Source organism: Mucilaginibacter sp. GW821-FHT07H05 (assembly GCF_059418485.1).
In genome coordinates this window covers 167,082-192,167 of the sequence record NZ_JBWKPY010000006.1, presented here as the reverse complement: position 1 = coordinate 192,167, position 25,086 = coordinate 167,082, and the positions used below count along the sequence as shown (strand labels likewise).

At 45.3% G+C, this 25,086-nt stretch carries 22 protein-coding genes; 9 read left to right on the top strand and 13 right to left on the bottom strand.

Translation table 11 applies throughout. The annotated features are described in order from the left end of the window. Nucleotides 1-55 precede the first annotated feature (55 nt). The 3 genes from AC07M6_RS17285 to AC07M6_RS17275 all read left to right on the top strand — a co-directional run bounded on the left by AC07M6_RS17285 (nucleotide 56) and on the right by AC07M6_RS17275 (nucleotide 2,337). The gene (locus AC07M6_RS17285) at nucleotides 56-1,141 is read left to right on the top strand and encodes an Mrp/NBP35 family ATP-binding protein (protein WP_494891548.1); all 1,086 of its coding nucleotides are present in this window, start codon (nucleotides 56-58) and stop codon (nucleotides 1,139-1,141) included. Nucleotides 1,142-1,322: 181 nt separating this feature from the next. Continuing rightward, nucleotides 1,323-1,601 carry a NifU family protein gene (locus AC07M6_RS17280; RefSeq protein WP_494891546.1) on the top strand — a complete coding sequence of 93 codons (279 nt, stop codon included), beginning with the start codon at nucleotides 1,323-1,325 and terminating at the stop codon, nucleotides 1,599-1,601. 97 nt (nucleotides 1,602-1,698) lie between these two features. Next, complete coding sequence (locus tag AC07M6_RS17275; RefSeq protein WP_494891544.1) at nucleotides 1,699-2,337, top strand: peptidase associated/transthyretin-like domain-containing protein; 639 nt, start codon at nucleotides 1,699-1,701, stop codon at nucleotides 2,335-2,337. A 111-nt stretch (nucleotides 2,338-2,448) separates the two neighbouring features. On the opposite strand, the gene def is transcribed toward AC07M6_RS17275, so the two are convergent. Together def and AC07M6_RS17265 are read right to left on the bottom strand one after the other, a co-directional pair. After that, nucleotides 2,449-3,021 (bottom strand): peptide deformylase, encoded by a 573-nt coding sequence (gene def, locus AC07M6_RS17270; protein ID WP_494891542.1) that lies wholly within the window; start codon nucleotides 3,019-3,021, stop codon nucleotides 2,449-2,451. 125 nt (nucleotides 3,022-3,146) lie between these two features. Continuing rightward, nucleotides 3,147-4,376, bottom strand: coding sequence for a M16 family metallopeptidase (locus AC07M6_RS17265; protein ID WP_494891971.1), 1,230 nt, complete (start codon nucleotides 4,374-4,376; stop codon nucleotides 3,147-3,149). Between the two features lie 75 nt (nucleotides 4,377-4,451). Here AC07M6_RS17265 and hpt point away from each other — a divergent pair, with 75 nt between their 5' ends. The 5 genes from hpt (at nucleotide 4,452) to AC07M6_RS17240 (ending at nucleotide 9,244) form a co-directional block, all read left to right on the top strand. Continuing rightward, entirely contained in the window at nucleotides 4,452-4,988 is a 537-nt protein-coding gene (gene hpt / locus AC07M6_RS17260; RefSeq protein ID WP_494891540.1) for a hypoxanthine phosphoribosyltransferase, read from the top strand. 361 nt (nucleotides 4,989-5,349) lie between these two features. Continuing rightward, nucleotides 5,350-6,108, top strand: coding sequence for a slipin family protein (locus AC07M6_RS17255; RefSeq protein ID WP_494891539.1), 759 nt, complete (start codon nucleotides 5,350-5,352; stop codon nucleotides 6,106-6,108). 231 nt (nucleotides 6,109-6,339) lie between these two features. After that, nucleotides 6,340-6,702: a cupin domain-containing protein gene (locus AC07M6_RS17250; protein ID WP_494891538.1), complete on the top strand. Its 363-nt coding sequence runs from the start codon at nucleotides 6,340-6,342 to the stop codon at nucleotides 6,700-6,702. Between the two features lie 5 nt (nucleotides 6,703-6,707). Continuing rightward, complete coding sequence (locus AC07M6_RS17245; protein ID WP_494891537.1) at nucleotides 6,708-7,319, top strand: HAD family hydrolase; 612 nt, start codon at nucleotides 6,708-6,710, stop codon at nucleotides 7,317-7,319. A gap of 128 nt (nucleotides 7,320-7,447) precedes the next feature. Then, on the top strand, nucleotides 7,448-9,244 hold the full coding sequence (locus tag AC07M6_RS17240; protein ID WP_494891535.1) for a tetratricopeptide repeat protein: 1,797 nt from the start codon (nucleotides 7,448-7,450) through the stop codon (nucleotides 9,242-9,244). A gap of 354 nt (nucleotides 9,245-9,598) precedes the next feature. On the opposite strand, the gene AC07M6_RS17235 is transcribed toward AC07M6_RS17240, so the two are convergent. The 5 genes from AC07M6_RS17235 to gcvP all read right to left on the bottom strand — a co-directional run bounded on the left by AC07M6_RS17235 (nucleotide 9,599) and on the right by gcvP (nucleotide 17,094). Beyond that, a complete protein-coding gene (locus AC07M6_RS17235; RefSeq protein WP_494891534.1) occupies nucleotides 9,599-10,318 on the bottom strand; it encodes a 2-phosphosulfolactate phosphatase in 720 nt (239 codons plus the stop codon). A 119-nt stretch (nucleotides 10,319-10,437) separates the two neighbouring features. Beyond that, nucleotides 10,438-12,765: a TonB-dependent receptor gene (locus AC07M6_RS17230; RefSeq protein ID WP_494891533.1), complete on the bottom strand. Its 2,328-nt coding sequence runs from the start codon at nucleotides 12,763-12,765 to the stop codon at nucleotides 10,438-10,440. Between the two features lie 73 nt (nucleotides 12,766-12,838). Further along, complete coding sequence (locus tag AC07M6_RS17225; RefSeq protein WP_494891532.1) at nucleotides 12,839-13,156, bottom strand: hypothetical protein; 318 nt, start codon at nucleotides 13,154-13,156, stop codon at nucleotides 12,839-12,841. A 248-nt stretch (nucleotides 13,157-13,404) separates the two neighbouring features. After that, nucleotides 13,405-13,911, bottom strand: a complete 507-nt coding sequence (locus AC07M6_RS17220; protein WP_494891530.1) for a hypothetical protein — start codon at nucleotides 13,909-13,911, stop codon at nucleotides 13,405-13,407. Nucleotides 13,912-14,184: 273 nt separating this feature from the next. Further along, nucleotides 14,185-17,094, bottom strand: coding sequence for an aminomethyl-transferring glycine dehydrogenase (gene gcvP, locus AC07M6_RS17215; RefSeq protein ID WP_494891528.1), 2,910 nt, complete (start codon nucleotides 17,092-17,094; stop codon nucleotides 14,185-14,187). 133 nt (nucleotides 17,095-17,227) lie between these two features. On the opposite strand from gcvP, the gene AC07M6_RS17210 reads away from it, so the two are divergent. Next, on the top strand, nucleotides 17,228-20,719 hold the full coding sequence (locus tag AC07M6_RS17210) for a T9SS type B sorting domain-containing protein (protein ID WP_494891526.1): 3,492 nt from the start codon (nucleotides 17,228-17,230) through the stop codon (nucleotides 20,717-20,719). On the opposite strand, the gene AC07M6_RS17205 is transcribed toward AC07M6_RS17210, so the two are convergent. The 6 genes from AC07M6_RS17205 to rlmD all read right to left on the bottom strand — a co-directional run bounded on the left by AC07M6_RS17205 (nucleotide 20,716) and on the right by rlmD (nucleotide 25,086). After that, the gene (locus tag AC07M6_RS17205; protein WP_494891524.1) at nucleotides 20,716-21,432 is read right to left on the bottom strand and encodes a pyridoxine 5'-phosphate synthase; all 717 of its coding nucleotides are present in this window, start codon (nucleotides 21,430-21,432) and stop codon (nucleotides 20,716-20,718) included. The two genes, AC07M6_RS17210 and AC07M6_RS17205, sit on opposite strands and share 4 nt — an antisense overlap. 64 nt (nucleotides 21,433-21,496) lie before the next feature. Next, entirely contained in the window at nucleotides 21,497-21,952 is a 456-nt protein-coding gene (locus AC07M6_RS17200; RefSeq protein ID WP_494891522.1) for a hypothetical protein, read from the bottom strand. A gap of 88 nt (nucleotides 21,953-22,040) precedes the next feature. Then, entirely contained in the window at nucleotides 22,041-22,550 is a 510-nt protein-coding gene (locus AC07M6_RS17195; protein WP_494891520.1) for a phosphoribosyltransferase family protein, read from the bottom strand. Nucleotides 22,551-22,605: 55 nt separating this feature from the next. Continuing rightward, nucleotides 22,606-23,004: a hypothetical protein gene (locus tag AC07M6_RS17190; protein ID WP_494891518.1), complete on the bottom strand. Its 399-nt coding sequence runs from the start codon at nucleotides 23,002-23,004 to the stop codon at nucleotides 22,606-22,608. A 158-nt stretch (nucleotides 23,005-23,162) separates the two neighbouring features. Further along, nucleotides 23,163-23,552 (bottom strand): hypothetical protein, encoded by a 390-nt coding sequence (locus AC07M6_RS17185; RefSeq protein ID WP_494891516.1) that lies wholly within the window; start codon nucleotides 23,550-23,552, stop codon nucleotides 23,163-23,165. A 106-nt stretch (nucleotides 23,553-23,658) separates the two neighbouring features. After that, a complete protein-coding gene (gene rlmD / locus AC07M6_RS17180) occupies nucleotides 23,659-25,086 on the bottom strand; it encodes a 23S rRNA (uracil(1939)-C(5))-methyltransferase RlmD (protein WP_494891514.1) in 1,428 nt (475 codons plus the stop codon).

The following is a 25,086-nucleotide window of genomic DNA, read 5'->3' as shown; positions in this document are numbered from 1 at the left end:
CAGGATAACAAAAGCAATGCCCGCCTGTTTTTATAAATTGCACTGATTTAAAAACATGACATTTACAAAAGAACAAGTTTTACATGCCTTAGGCCATGTAGAGGAACCGGATTTGAAGAAAGACCTGGTTACCCTTAACATGATACAGGATATCCATATAGATGGCGATCAGCTCGCCTTTTCGGTAATACTGACCACACCCGCATGCCCTTTAAAGGCCATGATAGAAAATGCCTGCCGCAACGCCATCAGCCATTTTATCAGCAAGGATATTAAAGTGACCGTGAATATGACATCGCGTGTTACCACGCAAAAAAACACCGGCGTACCGGGCGTGAAAAACATCATCGCGGTAGCATCGGGCAAAGGCGGGGTGGGTAAATCTACCGTAGCGGTTAACCTGGCTTTAGGCCTGGCTAAAAGCGGCGCCAAAGTAGGCCTGATAGATGCCGACATTTACGGCCCATCCATACCCATTATGTTTGGCTTAGAGGGCGCACGCCCCCATGCCGCGCAGGTGGATGGCAAAACCCGGATTGAGCCGATAGAAAAGTATGGCATTAAGCTGCTGTCCATCGGCTTTTTTACCGATCCTAACCAACCGGTGCCCTGGCGCGGGCCAATGGTATCAACCGCGGTAAAACAATTGTTTAACGATGCCGATTGGGGCGAGCTTGATTACCTGATAGTTGATTTGCCGCCGGGTACCGGCGATATCCACATTACGGTAACGCAAACCTTCCCGGTGACGGGCGCGGTAATTGTAACCACCCCGCAAAATGTGGCTTTGGCCGATGCAAAAAAAGGAATCGGTATGTTTATGATGGATGCTATTAATGTGCCCATTTTAGGTGTGATAGAAAATATGGCCTATTTTACCCCAGCCGAATTGCCCGATAACCGGTATTATATTTTTGGGCAGGATGGTGGTAAAAAACTGGCCGAGCAAATTGCGGCGCCGTTTTTAGGTGAGATACCGCTGGTAAAAAGCATCAGCGAAAGCGGCGATGCCGGCCGGCCGGTTGTATTAGAGGATGGGATTATGAGCCATGCCTTTATTACCATTGCCGAACGTGTGGCCCAGCAGGTGGCCATTGCTAATGCAAAGGCGAATGGGAAGGGTAGCGCGCCGGCAGCGTAATACCAACATGTCATTTCGACCAAAGGGAGAAATCTTATACGCGCAGACTGTCTACACGTATAAGATTTCTCCTCACCCCGTTACACAGTCAGCCCTAGTTCGTTCGAAATGACATGGGGGTTATACGTGATGATATTAATTATGAATATTTTTAATACCTTTATATATTAATTTAATAGCAATGAGTTTATTAGCACAGGTGGAGTTGGCATTGGATTCTATCCGTCCCTATTTAGAGGCGGACGGCGGGAATGTGTCGGTGGAAGAGATCACTCCGGATAATGTGGTAAAATTAAAGCTGCTGGGATCATGCGGGTCGTGCCCGATGAGTATCATGACGCTTAAAGCCGGGATAGAACAGGCTATTATGAAAGCTGTACCCCAAATTACAGCAGTAGAAGCCCTTAACCTGACCGATATTGACGACCCTAACGCCGTTTTACCCGAAAACTTGAGGTAGTTGTTAAGAATTGTTAAATTGGCATTGGCTTTGTTGCAATAATTTATCTTTGCAGGCAGTTATATAACCAGTAACAGTATAGGGGTATACCCAAACCATGAGGTATTTATTAGCATCATTAATTTTGTTTTTTTGCTCGGCGGGCGCTTTTGCCCAGCAGCAGGAGAAAGCTTTGGTGCAATTTTCGGGGGTGGTACACAATTCGGATAGCAGCAGTGTAGTGATCCCCTACGTTACCATTACCAATTTAAGCTACAATAAGCAGGTTAATATTGCCAACTACAAGGGGTATTTCTCGTTTGTAGCGCACGTAAGCGATTCGCTGCGCTTTACCTGCGTAGGTTTTGCACCTGTTACCATTGTTATCCCTGCCAATGCCAATAAAAGCTATATCATAAAGGTTTCGCTAAAATCTCAGGCTATTAACCTGCCTACTTTCCATGTTTTCCCCTGGGCTACAACAGATGAATTCCGTAAGGATTTTATATCTATGAAAGTAGCGGATGACGATTTGGAGATTGCCCGTAAAAATTTAAGCAAAGGCTCTATTGCCGAACTGGCACGTACCCTTCCGCGCGATGCGCACGAAATACAATCGGGCTATGCACAGGGCGAGCACCTGAACATCCTGAACCAGCACTCGTTAACGCCTAACCCGCTGCTTAACCCTATTGCCTGGGGCACACTCATTAAGCAAATAGCCGACGGCGATAAAAGCCGGAGCGGGGGGAATTGAGGAGAATGTGCAGATGCGTGGATATGCAAATGTGCAGATGATGAAATTCCATGCATCAATTCATTGCTTATCATTTGCACATACGCACATTTGCATATCTGCACATCCAAACTACCTGCCTTTCTTAACCGCCGGGAATTTCATTTTGTAATCCACATCCACTATCCCGCGCGATATTTCGTTTAGCTTTTTTTCTATCAAACGCTTGCGCAACGGGCTTAGCTTATCGGTAAACAGCTTACCTTCAATGTGGTCATATTCGTGCTGGATCACGCGAGCGGCCAAACCTTTAAAGGTTTCTTCGTGGTGCTTCCAGTTCTCGTCGTAGTATGACAGGCGCACCACCGGTTTGCGGTACACATCCTCGCGAATATCGGGAATACTCAGGCAGCCTTCGTTAAAGGCCCATTCCTCGCCGGTCTCATCTTCAATACAGGCGTTTATAAATACCTTTTTAAAATTAGCCAGTTCGGGCTCATCATCTGCAAATGGGGTAGCATCAACCACAAACAAACGCATAGAATGGCCAACCTGTGGTGCAGCCAGGCCAACACCACGCGCATTATACATGGTTTCAAACATATCCTCGGCAAACTGTTTAATATGCGGGTACTCCTCGGGGCTGATATTAGTAGCCTTTCGGCGTAAAACCGGGTCGCCGTATGCGATGATAGGTAATTTCATTTTACAAAAATACGGGTTTTTGTGGTCCGAACAAATTGGACGCCCGATAGATTAATCCACCAAATGTCATTTCAAACAAACCGGGGCTGGTTTTGTGATGGCGTGACGGGAAATCATATTAGAAACTATTCCCCCGGCTCAAAAATCAAGGTGTTCAACGCGGTTAAATCAAATATTTCATTACTGATAGCCAGCAATTCTTCGGCCGTTACGGCATTTATCCTTGCAAATATTTCTTCCAGCGAATCTATCCGGTTAAAATCCATCAGGCTTTTGGCCATCGATAATATCAGGCTCATCCGGTTCTCTTCGGCCAAAGCAATCTGACCGATAAACTTTTGCTTGGCCTGGTGCAGTTGCAGGGTGCCTAATTGGTTATCGCGCAGTTTTTTTAACTCTTTATGGGTTAGCCTTAATGCTTTGTCGGCCTTCTCAACATCGGTACCAAAATAAATATTAAAAATGCCGGTATCGGTAAAAGAGGTATAACCCGATTCTATCGTATAAGCTATGCCGTGCTTTTCGCGTATCTCTAAATTCAAGCGGCTGCTCATGCCCATGCCGCCCAGCAGGTTATTCAGTAGTAACAACCCGTATTTATTTTTATGATTGGAGGGGTAGGCCCGGCTGCCAATCATACAATGCGTTTGCGAAATGGGCTTTTTAACCAACAGTGTTTCGCCCCGTACCGCCAATGGTTCTATCCGGTTTTTGGGGCTATCGTTTACTTTTATCCGCTCAAAATACTTGCTGAACATTTTGATCAGCTTGTTAAAATCGTAATCGCCAAACACGCCGAATACCATTTGGGCAGTATTATAATTGCTGCTGATAAAATCGTCAATATCGGTTTTATTTAGCGCGTTTACCGATTCGGGGCTGCCTAAAATATTGTTGCCAATAGGGTGGCCTTTAAACAGCAGCCCCTCAAAATCATCCTGTATCGCTTCCTCGGGCTGGTCAAGATAACTGGCTATTTCATCCAGTATCACCCCGCGCTCCTTCTGCATCTCATCTTCGGGGAAGGTGGAGTGAAAGATCAGGTCTTCAAACAGGTCCATAGCGCGTTCCAGGTGCTGTTTAAGTAACGAAGCGTGCAGGCAGGTATATTCCTTGGTGGTATAGGCATTCAGGTCGGCGCCCACCAGTTCCAGGCGGTTTAGTATTTGGGTGGTACTACGGCGTTCGGTTTCCTTAAACAACAGGTGCTCAATAAAATGCGCCAGGCCATCTTTGCCCTGGGCCTCATCGCGCGCGCCGGCGTTAACCATAAAACAGCAGTGAGTGATGGTGGATGCCGAATGCTTAAATAAAAGCCGGATCCCGTTGGGCAGGGTATATACCTGGTAGTCTATCATGTGGCTGTAAATATAATGTTATCTGTATGATAATATTTTTCGTGTTCTGCGATTAATTTTTAAATTAGTCGGATGAAAACGAAGGTTGCCGATCTGGAATTTGAAAAGCTGATAGACCAAAATACGATCCAAAAGCGTATTACCGAAATAGCCGTACATTTAAATGAAGATTATGCCGGCCGCAACCCCATATTTATTGGCATATTAAATGGGAGTTTCCTGTTCATAGCCGACCTGGTTAAACAAATTACCATCCCCTGCGAAGTTACCTTTACTAAGTTAGCCTCCTACTATGGCGGTACCGCTACCAGCGGTAAGATCCGTGAGGATATTGACCTGGTGGTTGATATCAAAGACCGCAACATCATTATTATTGAAGATATTGTAGATACCGGCAACACCCTGAACTACCTGGTTGAAAAGCTATACCTGCGCAAACCGGCATCTATCCGCGTATGCTCGCTGTTGTTAAAGCCCGAGGCTATGGAAGTTTCGGTAGAGGAACTGGAATATGTAGGCTTCCACATTAAAAACGAATTTGTAGTTGGCTACGGCCTTGATTATAAAGAGCAGGGCCGGAACCTGCTGGATATTTACAGGAAGGTGTAATGCCCATGCTGCCTTGTCATGCTGAACTTGTTTCAGCACCCCACTTGCAAGGTGGACATTTAACTACTTGCGCTCGTCTGTGACGAGTGCTTAAATTTGCTTGGCGTCTGTGACGCCCTTTCGCGATACAATCGCTATACAGTATGAAGCACTCGTCACAGACGAGCGCAAGCCTCCTCCACTTCACGCCCCCCTCCAACTGTGCTGCAACTGTGCTGATTACGAAAATAAATTTGCACCGTATGCTGCCCGTATCTACATTTACTCAACAATCGCGTACCGGTGAACCTTTCCCCGACGTCTAAATCCTCCCGGAATCAACAGGCAGGCGATTAAAAAAATCACTTAAAACATAAAAATCATGATCTTATCTGTTATTGCATTTATTGCGATCGTTTTATTGGCTATGGGCGTGCGTATTGCCCAGGAGTATCAACGTGCCATTGTTTTCCGTTTAGGGCGCTACCATGCTACCAAGGGGCCCGGACTGTATTTTATCATCCCCTTTATCGATACCCAGATGAAAGTGGATATCCGTACGCGCACCGTTGATTTGGAGCAGCAGGAAACCATTACTAAAGACAGTGTAACCATTAAGGTGAACGCGGTGCTTTGGTTTAAGGTAACCAACCCCGAAGATGCCATTATTAAGGTAGCCAACTATAACCAGGCGGTTTACCAGTTTTCGGTTACGGCATTGCGTAATATTATTGGTCAGCACCTGCTGGATGAGGTGCTGCGCGAGCGCGAAACTATTAACGCCACCCTGCAAAAAATTGTGGACGCGGCAACCGAATCGTGGGGGATTAAAATTGAGATGGTGGAAATGAAGGATGTGGAGATCCCCGAAAGCATGCAGCGCGCCATGGCCCGCGAAGCCGAAGCCATCCGCGAAAAGCGCGCACGTATTATTAAAGCCGAAGCCGAGCTGGAAGCTTCCATTAAACTTACCCAGGGTGCCAAACAAATGGAAGGCAGCCCGATAGCGCTGGAGTTAAGGCGGATGCAGATGCTATCGGAAATTGGTATCGATAACAATACCACTACCATTATGCTGATCCCGTCTGAATTTACGAACGCTGCCCGCAGCTTTACCGAAATGATGACCAAGCAGAATTAAGCCTTTTTTATTAATTCCTATTTGTAAGGTGGCGATTTAACCACAAAGGGCACTAAGAAATAGCACGCGTTGATTAACACAAAGAGCACAAAGATTTCTTTAATAAATACTGGATACAAAAGCTTTGTGCCCTTTGTGAAAAAATCTTTGTGAACTTTGTGGTTAAATTACCACCATACCATTATCCGAAATTGACATTGCTTTTACCCGCAATTCCCTATTTTTGCGGCAATGATAAAAGCCTATTTGTTAAGCACCGGAGCCGACGGGCACTCGCATGTGCAAAGCGGGCATTTAACCGAAGGCGTATTTACCGATGGGGCAAGCATCCGTTTTCAGGAAACAGCACCGCATACCTTTTTTGATTGGCATACCGCCCCTGCAAACCAATATGTAATTTGCCTGACCGGGACGCTTAAATTTACCACATTTACCGGCGAGGAATTTACATTGCATCCCGGCGAGGTTTTAATTGCCCTGGATACCACAGGCAGCGGCCACAAATGGCAAATGCTGAGCGATGAGCCCTGGAAACGGGCTTATGTATTATTTGACCCGAGCAAGACTATTAATTTTACACCCGATCATATTTAATTATAATGGCTGCTGATAACGCGAAATTTAAAAAACTACTGGAACTAAGTCGCGGCGATTATAAAGCCTTTTTGTATGATTGCGATGGTACCCTGGCCGATAATATGCCCGCCCATACCGATACCTATGTGCGCATTGCAGCTAATGGCGGTATCCATATTGATGGCGCAATGATTGATGAGCTGGCCGGCTGGCCTATCCCCGAGGTGGTAAAAGAGATCAATAAACGGTATAACGGCAATTTTGACCCCGACGAATTTGCCGCCGCTAAATACAAACTATTTTACGACGAGTATATTGAGCGCATAAAACCCATTGAATACGTAACCGACCACCTGATTGCCCATGCCGGTAAAGTTAAAATAGGCGTTGTATCCGGCGGCAGCCGCGAGGCCATTACCAAAACCCTGCAGGTGCTGGGCATAGCCGATCTGGTTGAGGTGCTGGTTTGTGCCGGCGATACCCCCAATGGCAAACCCTTCCCCGATCCGTTTTTGTTAGCTGCCCAAAAATTAGGCGTACAACCTGCCGAATGCCTGGTTTTTGAGGATGGCAATCCCGGTGTTGCATCGGCTAAAGCCGCAGGAATGCCCTGGATAAGAATAGATAAAGTTTAAGCTATTATTACAAATTTTTAAGTAATATTACAGGGCCCTATCTCCTATTCTTTCTTATTAGTAAAAAATATTACAATTGGTTATAAAAGAAGATAATACTTCATCATATTTGTATAGCCATATATGATATGCCCCTGATTGATCATTTTTTGGATAACAAGCTCCGCAGGTTGCTTACGCAATGGCTATGCGTGTTTTTTTTGGCGTTTGTAAGTAATTACGCGTTTTGTTTTTCAACCCCCGATCATCGCTCAACGCTATTTTCCATTTTTAAACCACTCCGTACTGTACCCGAAACACAAAGGGCAGAAAAGGCTACTAATCTTTATAAAGATCATTATCGCAATTTAGCCGAACCTGAAACTATGGCTGTGCTGGATAGCCTGCAATTAATGGCCCGGCAACTAAATGACCAGGCATTGGAGGGCAGTGTTTACCTGATGCGGGCCGATTATTATTCGGTAAACCGTGGTTATAACCAATTAAGCATATCGTATCATCAAAAAGCTATCGACTATGCCATAGCGCATGAGATGCCTTTGGAAACTGCCATATACCTGCATAAAAAAGGACTGTATTTTTTTACGTTTAATCATAACAGCCAGGCCTGCCAATACTTTTTACAGGCTATGGATAAATTCAGGCAAATAGGTTTCGGCCATGTGCCCGATGCCTCACGTTACCTGGCCGAGCAGGCACAGTTTTATTATGCCCTGCGCGATTATGAAGCATCGAAGCCACTGTTGCAGGAGGCCTTAAAATACCCTATCAACCAAATACGTATCCGCATAAACTTAACCACCACCATTGGGCTTATTTACCGCAATTACCACAACTATCAGCAAGCTATAAACTATTTTAACAAAGCCTTAAACATAGCCAAAGCCCATAAGGATACAGCCTGGATAGCGATAAGTACCGGTAATATTGGTTCGGTATATTTTATGAAAGGCGATTACGCCAAAGCTATACCCAACCTGTTGTTTGATTACCAGGCCTGTATACAATATACCCAGTTTGTTAATGCCGCCAAATCGCTGCTGCGGCTTAGTCACATTAATCTTTATTATAACCAGCTTGCGCAGGCTTCGGCCCGTATAGATTCGGCCGAGATGATGATCACCGGTTCAAAAGAGGACATTTTGAGCGCGATGACCGAAATTTACAAACAGCGCAGCGCATTGGCCGAAAAAACCGGGAACTATAAGGATGCCTTTGTATTTCACACAAAATACATGGCAAGCCGCGATAGTTTAGCTAAACGAGATAATATAGGCGAGCTTGAACGTGTTAAATTAAAATGGGAAGCCGAAAAGTACAGTAGCCAGATCGGGCAGCTTAAAACCCGCGCGGATGTGGAAGCGTTTAAGCGCAATACCGTTATTTTTATACTTTTCCTGCTCATTATTATTTTTATCCTGGTATTTAACCGTTTCCGTCTGGACGCGAAAAGAGACCAGGAAATGCTGATGATCCGGAAAAAACGCGTAGATGAGAAATTGAAAAATGCAGCCGAGTCATTACAATTATACACCGAAAACCTAAAGCAAAACAATGCCTTGATTGAAAAATTTAAAGCCGAAATAGAACTCTTTAAAGCACAATCAACAGATCGTAACGGTGCCGAACACCTGGAGAAACTGATGCAGGCCCACATTATGACGGATGATAGCTGGAACGAGTTTAAAAAGCTTTTCACCAAAGTGCATGGTGGGTTTTTCAGCAAGCTACGCAGTAGTTTCCCCTACTTAACCGATACCGATATGCGGTTGTTATCTCTCATAAAGCTGGGGCTTAACAACCGCGAAATGTCCAATATGCTTGGTATTACCATTGAGGGCATTAAAAAATCAAAACAGCGGTTGCGCAAAAAGATGCAACTATCGCCTGAAACCGACATTGAGCAGGCTATTGCCTGTTTATAATTGCCATATAGCACCTTTTTGTAAAATAAGTCCCCGATTTGTCCACGGGCGGCCCTGGTAAATACATGCATTTGATAGTATATTTAAACTATTGGATAATACAACTATTAGGAATATACTAAAAGATAAAAAAATGGAAGCGTCTGTCACTAAAAGAAAATGCCCCAAATGCGACAAGGGGAACCTGGAGTACCGAACGCCCAGGGCATTTTTGGTAAAAACTTTTTTGTTTTGGCTACCCATACGGAGGTACAAATGTGGATACTGCAACAAAAAAACTTACGTTTACGGTTCACCCAAAACCGAAAGTAACAACGACAATAAGTTAGAGGTTATAAAATCTGATAACTAAAACTAAACAACAAGCTTAACCAGCTTATTGCCCTGCAATACCGGGATAGCTTTGGTGGTATCGGTATTTAAACAAAACGCAATATCTTCTTCAATACCCAATTGTTTCAGCCTTTCGCTATGCGATGTTTTTTTCAGGTAAACCGAAATATCATCCTTGCCTAACTGGTACAGGTCATTAGCGGCGATAGCCGGATCATCCAGCTGATAGCCGTCTGTTTTTAATTGCTCAATTACGGCCCCCGCAAATAAGGTATCCTCTAAATTGAAGTTGTATTTCCAGCCGGCACATACCAGCAAAATACTTTGATTAGTAGTTTTTAACCAGCTGCATAAAGCTGTAAGATTTAAAAACGAGCCGATAACAATTTGTTTAGCTTTACGCGATAAATATAAAGCCTGGGTGCCGTTTGTAGTGGTTAACACTACGGTTTTACCTGATACCTTTTCGGCTGTGTAGGAGAAGGGCGAATTGCCAAAATCAAAACCCTGTACCACTTCGCCGTTACGCTCGGCGGCTAATAAATAACCGGGGTTATGTTCTTTATAAGCCAGGCACTCCTCTACTTCCGCTACCGGGATAATAGCTTCGGCACCGTTTTCAATACCATAGCAAATAGATGATGTGGCCCTGAAAATATCAACAATTACTACTATGTAATTTTCCACATCGTATAAATGTATCAAAGCCGGGGTAAGGCAAACCTTTAATTTTTTATCCAAAACGCGTAAGTGTTATCGGCGGCAAAAATAAGGGAATAAAGCAGATCCAAATATTGTTTTATAAAAAAGACCCGAAGTTTCGAAAAACCCCGGGTCTAAATGTTCCTTAGCAATATATATTAATTCATTTTAGCCAGCACAAAAGGTATGCTTAAGCCAAAAGTAATATTACGGCCAGGGTTGTAAACACCCAGTGTCGGGTCGGTTTGATCAAGGCGGCCGGGTTTAAGGCGACTTAGCGCATCGTAATACTTTTTATCGGCTAAGTTATTGCCCGATACATAAACTTTTATCTTTTGCTTGCCAACAACAACGGTGGTACCAACCGATGCGTTAATGAGCGTATAAGCGCCGGTGGGTGTTTCAAAGGCAGGGTCAAACCTGTTTTGAGCAAAATAATTATCCAGTCCAAAAGAGAGATAGCTTTCTTTCAGCTTACCAATGGTTGGCTCCAGCCGGATAGTGTTGTGCATGTTGCCTGCCGGGATAAATGATAGCGGCCTATCCAATGTAGTGTTTTGCGCGTGGGTATAACCAAAGGTATTATCTATATGGATATAACTAACAGGGTGCAGTGTTAAACTGGCTTCTACACCATAAAGGTTGGCATTCACCTGGGTATAGCGGTATACCGGGTAAACCTGCGGGTCGCCATTATCATCTGTCACCGTTATATTATCGCCTTTGGTATTAGCGGCATAAATAAAGTTGTGGATGTAATTGTTATAGATCCCTAAACTGGCCGATATGGTGTGGTTATCAAACTGCAAAGCCGCGTCCGACTGATAACTGCGCTCGGGCTTTAAATCCGGGTTGCCTACTTCGTAACGGAAAGTACCCTCATGCACACCGTTTGATCCCAATTCGGCCGTATTAGGCGCCCTGAAAGCGGTACCGGCATTAGCCTTAAAGCTTAACTGATCAGTAAACTCATGTGTAAAGCCTAGGGCTGTACTCAGGTTTGATGAAGTATTGGTAAAAGGCGCAAACCTTACGGTGCTCCCTTCGGTTAACCCCTTTCCTTTATTCTCCCGATAATCATACCGCAACCCGAAGTTGAAGGTGCTTTTATCCCAGTTCTTTTTAACATAGCCAAAAGCGCCGCCGCCGTAAGTATCGTAAGCGGGGATCAAAAATTCGGTCCCTTTGTTTACGCTATGGCCAGCATCGGCGCTGATGCCAAATACAGGCTCCCAGCCATTGCTGCCATTTACATAATACTTTACATCGCCCGAGTAGGTGTTTAAATCAAAAAACAGTGCCGGAGTAGGACTGTCCAGTTCGCGGCGCTGGTTTTTCTGATAACCCAGGTTTACTTTTAGCGAGCCCGAGTTTAAAACAAAGTTATTATCAAGCGATATTTTATAGTGACGGATATCCTGTCGCGGGAAATTCAGCGTACGGCTATGGTAATCCTTATCGGTAAAAGCTACTCCATCGTCGTTCACGTATTGCCCGGCCGAGTTAAACAATGGATCATAAAAGCCAATATTGTTTTTAAAGTACGACAGGTTTAAGTGCGAGTAACCCCAGCTTTTATTAACGCCCAGCATACCGTTTAAATCGGTTTCGTTAAAGCCCGAATTAGGGAAATAGCCGGTTGGTGTATTAAAGGAGTAAGCGTTTTTGTACGATCCGCGCCCGCGCCAAACAAAGCCGTCCTGGTTACCGGTCAGCATCAGCGAGTTGCTGCTTAAACCGTTGTTGGTTGAATAGTTGGATACCAGTTCGCCCCGCACTTCGCCATCCGGTGGGGTAAGCGGTTCCAGCAAGTTAAGCACACCGCCCAACGCGTCCGATCCATACATCAGCGACGCCGCGCCTTTCAGTACTTCTACACGGTCAATCTTAAACTGGTCTATCTCCACCCCGTGCTCGTCGCCAAATTGCTGGCCTTGTTGTTTCACACCGTCATCCAGTGTAACCACGCGGTTATAACTTAAGCCGCGAATAACCGGTTTGGAGATAGATGGCCCGGTAGTGATTTGCGAGAAACCCGGCACCTGTTTGGCTATCGCGTCAATTAAATTGGTTGACGGCCTTAGCAGTTCATCGCGGTTAAGCGTAGATACCGATGTACTGTTGCGCTTATTGTTTGCACTGGTGGGCGTCCCGGTAATTACCACTTCTTTGGTTTCGATACTGGTAGGCTGTAATTCAAAAACAATGGGCGCTGTGGACGACATATCAACCACCTGGGTAAGGGTTTTATAACCTACATACTGCACCTGCATCATCAGCTTGCCTTTAGCCGGTAACGATTTAAAGGCGAAGTTACCGTTAGCATCGGTAGCGGCAGTGATCTTCAGGTCGGGGATAGAAATGGTTGCGCCCGGGAGTGTCATTTTATTAGTGGCATCAACCACCTTGCCCGTTATGCCTATGGCGGCATGGGCGGTAATATATATCAGTTGGATCAGCGCAAAGCCGAATAATTTCAATTTCATAATTATGAGTTAAATTAAAACAAGCCGGTGCAAAAGCAGCAGCATAAAAACAATAAAATAAAAGGGTATGGTATTATGAAACAGCCACAGGAGGCGCCCTGCCCGATGCAAGGACAAGCTGGATAAGTACGACATTTGATTGCCTGAACTGGTAATGGCATTTTACAGCAACCGCCGGGGTAAAATAAACATGCTGATTTAACAGCATGTGGGTATGGTGCATGATATCGCAGATATCGCACTTCTCTTTTACAACCGGCAGGCTGCATTTTGCGGTTACAGCAATACTGCCATGCTTATAATGGGTGTGTGCGAAAACCATATACTGCCCCGCCGCAAAAAGTAGCAGCAGCAGCCATGAGTAAATGATATTTCTTTTAGTTTTTTTCACACCAACAAGCCTATAATGTCCTGCCTTACAAAGTTAATAATTTAACGTATGCGGTTCGTAACAATATCGTTAATAGCGATCTGGCTGCCTTATGGATAGGTAATACTCCCCTCCCCAACACTGGCGCAAGTTTAAGGGCCGGGAATGTGTGATGGATTAAATGTGCCCGGGATACCTGAAGTCTGAGACTTCAGCGAATTTAACCACGAGTTACGTTACGCTAAACTCGCGGGAGCAGGGGACGTAATTTACTTGCGCTTGTGCAATTTAAAATTAACGCTCACACTGAGCACATCATGTTTTACCCTGTCGAAAGCCGTATTGGTAATTTTGATATTATAGCCATAAGTTAGCTTAAAAAAGTCCATTCCAAAACCAATCTCAGGCCTGAAGACAAGGCTCGACTGGCTGAAGTCGGTGTAATCGGCAAGGTTTAAACCCATTGCTAAACCACCCATTCCGCCTGCCGACCAGGCAGATAGCTTTGGTACCACTAAAGGTTTTGGCCCGAAGTAAAACTCGCTGCTAACGGCCAAGCCTGAACTAAACGGATGCGGGCCGACAGCACCAACAGACATTTTAGATACTCCTATCTCTCCGCCCCAACCCTCGTTATGTGCAACGCCAACTATAAGGCATAAATATTTTTGAGTGATAGGGCGATGTAACGAATCGCGGGATTGACCATTGGCTTTGGTACAGCATATCAGCGCGATACCGAGCGCAATTAATTGTAAAGGTTTGAGGTAAAGCATGTACTAAAATAATAGTTTTGCTTAAAAGGACAAAGTATGTTGCCCTTAGGCTTATGCTCCCGCAGGTTTAGCGCAGCGTAACCTGTGAGTGTAATTCGCGGAAGTTTTAAACTTCCGCGATGCTTAGGCACGAGTTAATCCATCACACCAGCCAGTCCTTAAACTCGCGCCAGCATGTAGAAAAAAGGAAAGCCGACTCATTTAAATGAGCCGGCTTTCTATATCATGGTAAAAACCTTTCAGCTTTCGCCTTTAACCTTTTACCTCAAAAAATCACGTCCCAAACTCAGGCGTAGTCACTTCACTTTCTTCAAACTCGTAATCGCTTAATGGCGGGCACGAGCAGATCAATGTCCTATCGCCGTAGGTATCGTTAACCCTGCCTACCGACGGCCAGAATTTGTAGGCCGCTACATAAGGCAGCGGGAAGGCTGCTTTTTGGCGGGTGTAGGGATGGTCCCAATCGTTACCGGTTACTACCGATACGGTATGCGGGGCGTTTTTCAGCGGGTTATTGATTTTATCCGACAGGCCTTTCTCCACATCGTCAATTTCATGACGGATGGCGATCATGGCATCGCAAAAACGGTCCAATTCGTGCTTAGGTTCCGATTCGGTTGGTTCAACCATCACAGTACCGGCAACCGGGAAGGATACCGTTGGGGCATGGAAGCCATAATCCATTAAGCGCTTGGCAATGTCCGTCACCTCTATGCCGAAGTTTTTAAAGGCGCGGCAATCCAGTATCATTTCGTGCGCGCAGCGGTCGTTAGCGCCGGTGTATAATACCGGGTAATGATGCTGCAGGCGGGTTTTAATATAGTTGGCATTCAGGATGGCGTAACGGGTAGCATCGGTTAAGCCTTCGCCGCCCATCATAGCGATATAAGCGTGCGAGATGATCAATATCGAAGCCGAGCCCCATGGCGCTGCCGAAACAGCCGGGATAGATTTGCCCTGATCGATATTAACTACCGCGTGGCCGGGCAGGTAAGGCACCAGGTGCTTAGCCACACCAATTGGACCCATACCAGGGCCGCCACCACCGTGCGGGATACAGAAGGTTTTATGCAGGTTCAGGTGGCAAACATCGGCGCCAATATTGGCCGGACTGGTCAGACCAACCTGTGCGTTCATGTTGGCGCCGTCCATATAAACCTGTCCGCCGTTTTGGTGGATGATCTCGCAAATCTCGATGATCGATTCCTCAAACACGCCGTGGGTTGACGGATAGGTCACCATCAGGCATGATAATTCGTTTTTATATTGCTCGGCTTTGGCGCGCATATCGGCCACGTCGATGTTACCGTTCTCATCGCATTTTACCACAACTATCTTCATACCCGCCATAGCTGCCGAAGCAGGGTTGGTACCGTGTGCAGATGATGGGATCAGCGCGATATTACGGTGATGATCGCCCCTATCATGATGGTAAGCGCGGATTACCATCAGGCCGGCATATTCGCCTTGCGCGCCGGCGTTTGGCTGTAAGCTCATGGCGGCAAAGCCGGTAATTTCGCTCAGCCAGTTATTCAGTTCGTCAAATAATTGCATGTAGCCGCCGGTTTGGTCGGCAGGCGCAAAAGGATGCATTTTGCTAAACTCGGCCCAGGTAACGGGTATCATTTCGGTCGTGGCGTTCAGCTTCATGGTACATGATCCTAAAGCGATCATACTGTGGCAAAGCGAAAGGTCCTTAGTTTCCAGCGATTTAATATAGCGCAGCATTTCGTGCTCGCTGTGGTGGCTGTTAAATACCGGGTGGGTCAAATAAGCCGAAGTACGTTGCAGTCCGGCCGGGATAACGGTTTGTAATTTGGCTTGCAAGCCGTCAAAATCCACATCGTTAATGCTTTTGCCTTTCACACGGGCAAAGAATTTCACAATGGTTTTGATATCCTCGGGCGATGTAGTTTCATCTATGGCGATGCTTACTTCCGATCCTTTATAGTGGAAGTTAACTTCGTTATTAATAGCCTCGGCGTGGATAGGCTCTATCAATGTACCCAAATCGAAACGTACGGTATCAAAATAAGTATCGTTGATCTGTTCGTAACCCAGCTGACCTAATGATTCGCTCAATAAAATAGCCAACCCGTGGATGCGCTCGGCAATCAGTTTTAAACCTTGCGGACCATGATAAGCGGCATACATACCGGCCATAATAGCCAGCAGGGCCTGCGCGGTACAAATATTACTGGTAGCCTTATCGCGGCGGATGTGCTGCTCGCGCGTTTGCAAGGCCATACGCAAGGCGTAGTTACCCGCGCTATCAATGGTTACACCAATAATCCGGCCCGGCATGGAGCGTTTGTATTCATCTTTAGTGGCAAAAAATGCCGCGTGCGGGCCTCCAAAGCCCATCGGTACGCCAAAGCGCTGCGATGTACCTACCACAATATCGGCACCCCACTCGCCCGGAGGGGTAAGCAGTACCAGGCTCATGATATCGGCAACTACGGTTAGCTTAATACCTTTGGCATGGGCGGCGGTAGCAAAATCGGTATAGTTATAAACCGTGCCATTGCCGGCCGGGTATTGCACAATGGCGCCAAACATATTCTCGTTCAGCTCAACGGTGCGGTGGTCGCCTATTTGCAGGGTAATGCCGTAAGGCTCGGACCGGGTTTTTAAAATATCGATGGTTTGAGGCAATACTTCTTCGGATACAAAGAATACACTGGCCTGCTGGTTTTTGCGCAGGCTGTATTGCATAAACATGGCCTCGGCGGCGGCGGTACCTTCGTCTAATAACGACGCGTTGGCTATTTCCATCCCGGTAAGGTCTATCACCATGGTTTGGAAATTCAGCAGGGCCTGTAAACGGCCTTGTGCAATTTCGGCCTGGTATGGTGTATACTGGGTATACCATCCGGGGTTCTCTAAAATATTGCGCTGGATTACGCCCGGCACAATTACATCATGATAACCCTGGCCTATATAGCTTTTAAATACCTTGTTTTTTGATGCGGTTTGCTTCAGGTTGTTCAGGTAATCAAACTCGCTAAGTGCCGGTGGCAGGTTAAGCGGTTTTTTTAGCCTGATGCCGGCAGGTACAGTTTGGTCTATCAGTTCGTCAAGCGAATTTACGCCAACAGTTTTCAGCATTTGTGCCGTGTCAGCTTCGTTTGGCGCGATATGTCTCGATTGAAATTTTTCCTGGTAAGCGGTGTTCAGTGTCATGAAAGTATTGTCCCCTTGTTTGTTGGCGCAAAGGTACTATTTTAACAAATCACTAACAATCAGTAAACAAATAGTGACAAAGGAATTACCGCGGAAATTACTATTTTGGAGGCGCTAAACCTGAAAGACGTTTGTGAGAAAGATTTTACTCCTGTTTTTACTTCAATTTATCAGCTACCACGCACTGGCGACCGACTTTACCGTAACCAGTAATGCCGATGCCGGGCCGGGGACTTTGCGGCAGGCTTTGATTGACGCGGCTGCAAATGGGAGCGCGACGCAGGACAGGATTATCTTTAATATTGCCGACCAGAGCGAGGCGGGGCGGACGATAACATTACAAAGCCAGTTGCCTTATGTTTCATCAAATTTAATAATTGATGGGACTACACAACCGGGTGGTAGCTTAGGCCGTAGCGATGCCAGAATCACCATTCAACCATCAAACTCTCGTAGTGTTTATTCTCCATTTATGCTTTTTAGTGTTAATGGCTTTGAAATGTACGGATTGTACATAAGAGATTTTATTGGCGATTTGCCATTTCAGGGATCATCGGCCATATATGTGAATGCTTGTAAAAATGTACAAATAGGAGCACCGGGAAAAGGAAATGTATTCGCAAATAACACTCATCCCATTTCATCCACATTCGGCAATTATCAAAATAACAACTTAATTGCCAACAGCGTTGAAAACTTGACTATTTATTCTAACTTTTTCGGGTTTGAACCGGATGGTAAATCGTATAGGGGAAACCCGCCGGTATTAAATGGCGGAATTGACCTTAGCGGATGTGCAGGTACTGTAATCATTGGCGGCACAAACGCTCAAAGAAATATTTTTGGGAATATGCTCTCATCTATAGAATGCCAAGGCACCATACAAAATAATAGCCATGCTGCGGTTATTAATATTACCAACAATTACTTTAACTATGATATTGACGGACAATATGCACCATTAACAGCAATAAATACGAATAATTTAAGAACAATAAATATCGTTGGTGCCGGCCCTTATTTGCAAAATTATATCATGCCTTATACCATAAATATTATAGGCAATAAAATACAAGACCCCGGTGTTGTTACAATAGATATAAAAGGTGAGATTATTTTTCATGGAAATCAAATAAATAATGAAGCGTATCCAAATAAACAAAAAGCTGTTACCGGGTGGCTCGGCTTTAACTCCGAAGACCGTATACTTGTGGGAGGTGAAAACGCAGGGGAGCCTAATACCATTTATGGGGCCATTGTAAATCTGTTCTCCCGCAAATCTATTTTGATCCAACGAAATAGTATTTATTGTACTAACGACACCCGAACATGGATACCCGGCATTCCTTATTTGGGAGCTCCATTAAATTTACCTGTGATTGAAATTAAAAAAATTAATCTGACAAGCGTATCCGGAACTGCCACGCCGTTATCAAAGGTAGAATTGTTTTGGGATGACGACTGCCAATACTGCCAGCCATTAACTTATATTGCTACGGTTAATGCCGATGCGGCCGGTAACTGGCAATACAATGGGGCCATACAAAAAGGAGTGATCGCTTCGTCAACTTTAAACGGGTTTACCTCATTATTTACTACTGCCGCAGATTATCAGGGAGGAACACTTCTACATTCTTCTTGTACAACCGGGGGTTCAATTACCGGAACAATTTTTCATAATACCGGTGGCTATCAATGGAAAAATCAAAACGGAAATATTGTTGGCACTGAATCGGAGATTAAGAATCTACAACCCGGTACATACACGCTATCAGCGCTTAATGGATCCTGCTCAACCGATCGTACATTTAAAATTTTTGATGCCACCCCAAAAATCAATGATCAAAATAAACATATAACACCCCCGTCTTGCACTTCAAAAGGGGGCATTACCGGGTTGTACTTAGAGAATAATGACGTGATAAGCGATGCAAATTCAAGAGGCGATTATAATGCTTATACCTATGCATGGAAAAGTGCAGACGGTAGCATTAAAAGCACCTCAATTGACCTCACCAATGCCGATGCAGGCATCTATAAACTTGAAATTACCTACAAAAATCAATGCACACAAACCTACGGCCCCGTAACCCTCACCAATACCACCGGTCCTAATATCGATCAATCCACATTCGTCATAACCCCTACCAATTGCGGCGAAAGCAAGGGCAGTATCACCAATATCACCGCCACGGGTACCGGCACCTTAAAATATGTATGGAAGAATGCCGCCCAGGCGCAGGTAGGCAATACAAAGGATTTATTTAACCAGCCGGCAGGGAATTATACCTTGCAGGTTACCGATGACACCAACTGCGGCCCGGTATATACATCGGCCATTACTATTCCCGAAGTTAATGGAATAACCATAGATGAATCTGCAGCTATATTATCGCCGGTTGCCTGCGATGCCAATGGTACCGGCTCGGTTAAAGGGATCAAGGTAACAGGGGCCACAAAATACCAATGGTTTAACGCTGCCAATGTTGAAGTTGGCATATCTGCCGATCTGACAACCGCTATAACCGGCGATTATCGTTTAGTAGCATCTAATAATACCTGTTCAAAACAGAGCCAGGTATACAGCATTGTTAAACATATTAACAATAAAGTTTACAGGCTTACCAGCAGCATAACTACCTACGCTACCTGCGATTTAGACAACGGGCATATTGAAGTAGTAATGAGCGCCGCAAACGATCAGCCGGTAAGCTACAGGTGGGCCAACGCCCAGGGCGCAACTGTAGGCGCGACTCTCAACATTAAAAATTTGCCTGTTAATACCTATACCTTATATGGTGCAGATGAATTTGGATGTGAAAAACAAATACTCACTACCAACCTGATACGTGTGCCTGCTTTAAATGTAGTTTCAACAAATATCACGGCCGATAGATGCGGGCAAAATAAAGGCAGTATCCATATTACAAGATTAACAGGAGGCCGCCCCCCATTTATTTTTTCGTGGAAAAACAGTGCCGGGGCCACAATTGCTACCACCGCGGATATAGATAATTTAAGTGCCGGGACCTATACTTTAAGTGTAACCGACCAAACGGATTGCGGATTGTTTACGGGGCAATACATTGTTGATGATACCCCCCTGCTTTTATCGGGCCCGGCGGTAACCGACCTGCAATTATGCAGTGCTGGCGAAGCTTTGCTGACAATAAACAATGTGATGCCCGGGCGGGGTTATCGCCTGTATGATAGCGCAAACAGTCTTAGCCCAATTGGCGATGAGCAATCGGGCAAATTTAAAGTTAACGTTACGGCAGCAACAAGTTATTATGTTAGCCAATATATTGGCACCTGCGAAAGCAGCCGATCTGAAATTAAAATAGTGCTGGGTGGTTTATCGGGCATAAAAATGCCCAACGCTTTTTCGCCCAATGGTGATGGCATCAACGATACCTGGAAAATCCCCGGGGTTGAAAGTTACCCTGCAGCCAATGTGCAGGTGTTTACCCGCGCCGGGCAAAAGGTTTTTGAATCGACAGGTTACGCCCAGCCATTTGATGGCAGATATGAAGGTAAAAACCTGCCGGTTGGTACTTATTTTTATATTATCAACCTTAATTCGGGTTGCGGCCTGCTATCAGGCAGTATAACTATTATCCGTTAAGTTAATTGGTGCAAATACATTTGTATGGTATTCTCTAACCCATAATACAAAGCATCGCTAATTAAAGCGTGACCAATGCTTACTTCCATTAAACCAGGAATGTTCTGCGCAAAATATTGCAGGTTATGCAGGTCGAGGTCGTGCCCTGCGTTTAAACCTAATCCCAATTTCTGAGCAGCTTCGGCAGCATGAATGTAGGGGGCAATAGCCAGTTCCCTGCCCTGGTGGTAATGGCTGGCATAGCCTTCGGTATATAGCTCAATACGGTCGGTACCTGTTTCGGCGGCGCCTTCTACCATTTTTATATCGGGGTCAACAAATATGGATACACGGATACCGGCTTTTTTAAACACACCGATCATATCCGTCAGGTAGTTTTTATTGGCGATGGTATCCCAGCCGTGGTTACTGGTGATCTGCCCCAGCACATCGGGCACCAGGGTAACCTGTTCGGGTTTATTGGCCAGCACCAAATCAATAAACTTTTGCTCCTGGCAATTGCCCTCAATATTAAACTCGGTGGTGACGATCTTTTTCAGGTCGAACACATCCTGGTAACGGATATGCCGTTCATCGGGCCGGGGGTGTACGGTAATCCCCTGCGCGCCAAAGCGTTCGCAATCCCTGGCAACCTGTACCAGATCGGGGTTATTGCCACCGCGCGAGTTACGCAGGGTAGCTATTTTATTGATATTGACGGATAAGCGTGTCATATACGGGCAAAAATACAGATTTACTATTATTTAACCCGGTATTGATGGATATGTTTAGATACCGTTATTTCACATGCTCGCGCAAACCAACCCGATAAGCCAAAGCCATATACTTTTTAAACTCGGTGCTGATATCAACAGCTTGATACAGCCTGAAATGGTGCACAAAAAACCGGTTATTCAAATTGTCGATCTTATAAAATGCAGCCTCATCGGGATGCGCTTCAACCAATACCAGGTGACCGTCCAAATAATCCGCGCCTAATTTATTGATAGATGCAAACCGCATTTTCACCAATAGGGCCACCCGCGTTTTTACCGGATGTAATTCATAATCACCTATGGATTGATAAGCGACAAGAAAAGCATGGAATAAGGCCTGCGATTGTTCTGTCTTGCCCGCCAGGAATTGCTCAACCGAATATACCCCGCAGGAGTGGGACTGGTTAGTATTGTAAAAATGCTGGTGGCAGTTTGGGCATTCCCACATGATTTCGCTTTTTATTAGAAAACTTGTCATTGCGAGGTACGAAGCAATCGCGAACTATACAGAGCGGCTCTTTGGGTGTGCGATTGCTTCGTACCTCGCAATGACAAAGGGGTAAGTTCTACCTCAAATAAACCTCATCCTCGCCGCCATCTTCGCTTAGTACTACCTCTACATGTTCCTTTAATACGGTAGAGAGCGCAATACCGGCATAATCGGTAGTAACGGGGAAGCTTTTGTGATTACGATCGACCAGTACTACCGTACGCAGTTTTTTAAGAGGCACATCCAGGAAAACACCGAAGCCGTAAGACAGGGTTTTGCCGCTGTTCAAAACATCGTCAACCAATATCACTACTTTATTACTGCAAATTTGCAAACCTGTATCCGTTTTGGCAATCAGGCTGGTGCTTTGCTTTTCTATTTCGATGGTGATCAGGGTGATGGTAAAGTGCGAGATCTCTTCCAGTATCGTCTTCAACCTTGCCGCCAGGAAATTGCCACGGGGCAAAATACCGGCTATCACCAGTTCCGTTTCACCGTAATTATCCTCTAATATCTGGTAAGCAATACGGTCCAGCTTTTGCTGAATTTGCTGATGGTTAAGTATCGGTATGCGTTTCTCGGGCATGGCTCCTGTTGTTGTATGTTGTAAAGTTACAATTTGGAACGTTTTATTAATGCATTTATTTATCTAACGGCTTCCATTTGTCCTTCACAAAAAAGACACTCCCAAATTTTGGCGAGCGGAATACATAATAAAAGGAAAATGGTGCGCGGTAAAGTGTAGGGGTGTCATTAATAATATGATTGCGGGGCGTCGGGACAGTTATAATAATTCGGGGACTTGCATATGATTCTAAAAAACGCACAGAACCGCTATCGGTATGAATGACATCTCCGTTTTGAAGAATGTGAAACAGGAATTTATTTTGTTTGGTAATTTCAAAGCTATAGTGATTGTATTGCCAGTCTGCCTGCATGCCCTTAAACTTCGTACGGTCAATGATATATTCGCCGTAAATATCATCGCGTTTAACGTTCTTTTTACCTGTAAAAAATTGCACAATGCACGATAGCAACATAAGGCAAAACAAGCAACCCCATGTCACCCCCAATATTTTAAGTAATAGCTTAGACCGGTTAAACAACCACACAATAACCATTATAATGGTTATTGGGAAAATGATAAAAGCCACAAAAATATTAAAACCAAAGCCCATTTTTTACCATTAACCGGTTATTACTCCTCCGAATACGGGAAGAATATAAAATTAGCCCCCTCGGGTACAATCACAAACACGCACATAAAATCGTGCGGATCTTTATAGGTATCTAAAAAGCGTTGCTTTAGTTCTTTTTTAATGATGCCGCGCTCCATAAACTCGTCCAGTGTACTGGCGTTAATGTTCCAGTCGGTGTTCAGGTCTTCTTTTTCCATTACGGGTTCGCCCAGGCTTACCTCGTGCTGGTGGGCCACAAATATGGGGTGGCGGGAAATGCCTTCCACCATAATCTCTACCGCTATCTCGCGCAGCGATTCGCTGTACAAGCGCAAATCTATCTCCAGGCTCTTCAGCGGACTTTCCTTTTTCGGCCCGTTCTGGTCGTATAATAATTCTTCCGGATCCATTTTTTATTCTCTTTCTTTTGTCATGGTGAGCTTGTCGAACCATTTGTCGGCAATGCCCCTCGCGCCATCCTTCGACGTGCTCAGGATGACACCCTTTTCCTAATCTCTAATTAACTAATCTCTGATCACTGTCCCTCAACTCCAGCAGCACCACATTCTCCACATGCTGTGTATGCGGGAACATATCTACCGGTTGTATTTTAGTAACCTTATATTTCTCTTTCAATACCAGCAAATCCCTGGCCTGTGTGGCGGCGTTGCAGCTTACGTACACTATTTTTTGCGCTTCTATTTCCATCAGCCGGTCCACTACATCAGCGTGCATGCCTGCCCGCGGCGGGTCGGTAATAATCACATCCGGTTTGCCATGTTCGGCTACAAATCCGGCGTTCAATACCTCCTTCATATCGCCGGCATAAAACTTGGTATTGCCGATGTTGTTAATAGCCGAGTTGATCTTAGCATCCTCAATAGCCGATGGCACATACTCCACCCCAACCACCTCGCGCACGTTGCCGGCCACAAAATTGGCAATGGTGCCCGCGCCGGTATATAAATCGTAAACCAATTCGTCGCCTTTAAACCCGGCAAAATCGCGGGCTATCTCGTATAAGCGCAGGGCCTGTACCGAATTAGTTTGATAAAACGATTTCGGCCCGATGCGGAATTTTATGCCGTTCATTTCCTCGTGAATATATTCCGGGCCGCGCCAAACCAGTACCTCCTGGTCAAATATGGTATCGTTCTTTTTCTCGTTCAGGATATATAGTAATGAGGTGATCTGCGGGAAATCCTTGTCTATAAAGTTCATCAGCAGGTTTACTTCCTCCTCCGTCGCGAAAGCGAAAACAACGATTACCATCAGTTCGCCCGTGGTTGATGTGCGGATAATCAGGTTACGTAAAGCGCCCGTATGCGCTTTTATGCCATAATAACTAATGCCATGCTGTTTGGCAAAACTATTAATACTGTTACGCAACTGGTTTGATGGATCGGCCTGCAGGTAGCAGTGATTTACGTCCAGGATCTTATCAAAACGGCCGGGAATATGGAAACCCAGGGCATTCATATTCAACTGCTCATCCTCGCGGTTCTCGCCATCATACAGCCAGCGTTTATCCGAAAAGGTAAATTCCAGTTTATTACGATAATACCGGTCCTGCGGCGATGGTACGATGGGCAGCATATCGCCCACATCTATCTTAGCCAGGCGGGTTAAAGCATCATAAACGGCCTTCTGCTTAAATTGCAGTTGGGCAGCGTAGGTCATATGTTGCCATTTACAGCCCCCGCAGGTGCCAAAATGTTCGCAAAAAGGGGTGGTACGGTGTTGTGAGGCCTGTTTCAGCGCGATGATCTTCCCTTCACCAAATTTTTTCTTTTTGCGGTAAAGTTCTACATCAACCACATCGCCGGGCACGGCTTTATCTACAAACAGTACCATATCGCCGGGTTTGCCTATACCACGGCCTTCTTCGGCAATATCAATAATGCTTACGTCTTCAAATACCTCATTGGGGGTTTTCCTTCTCAT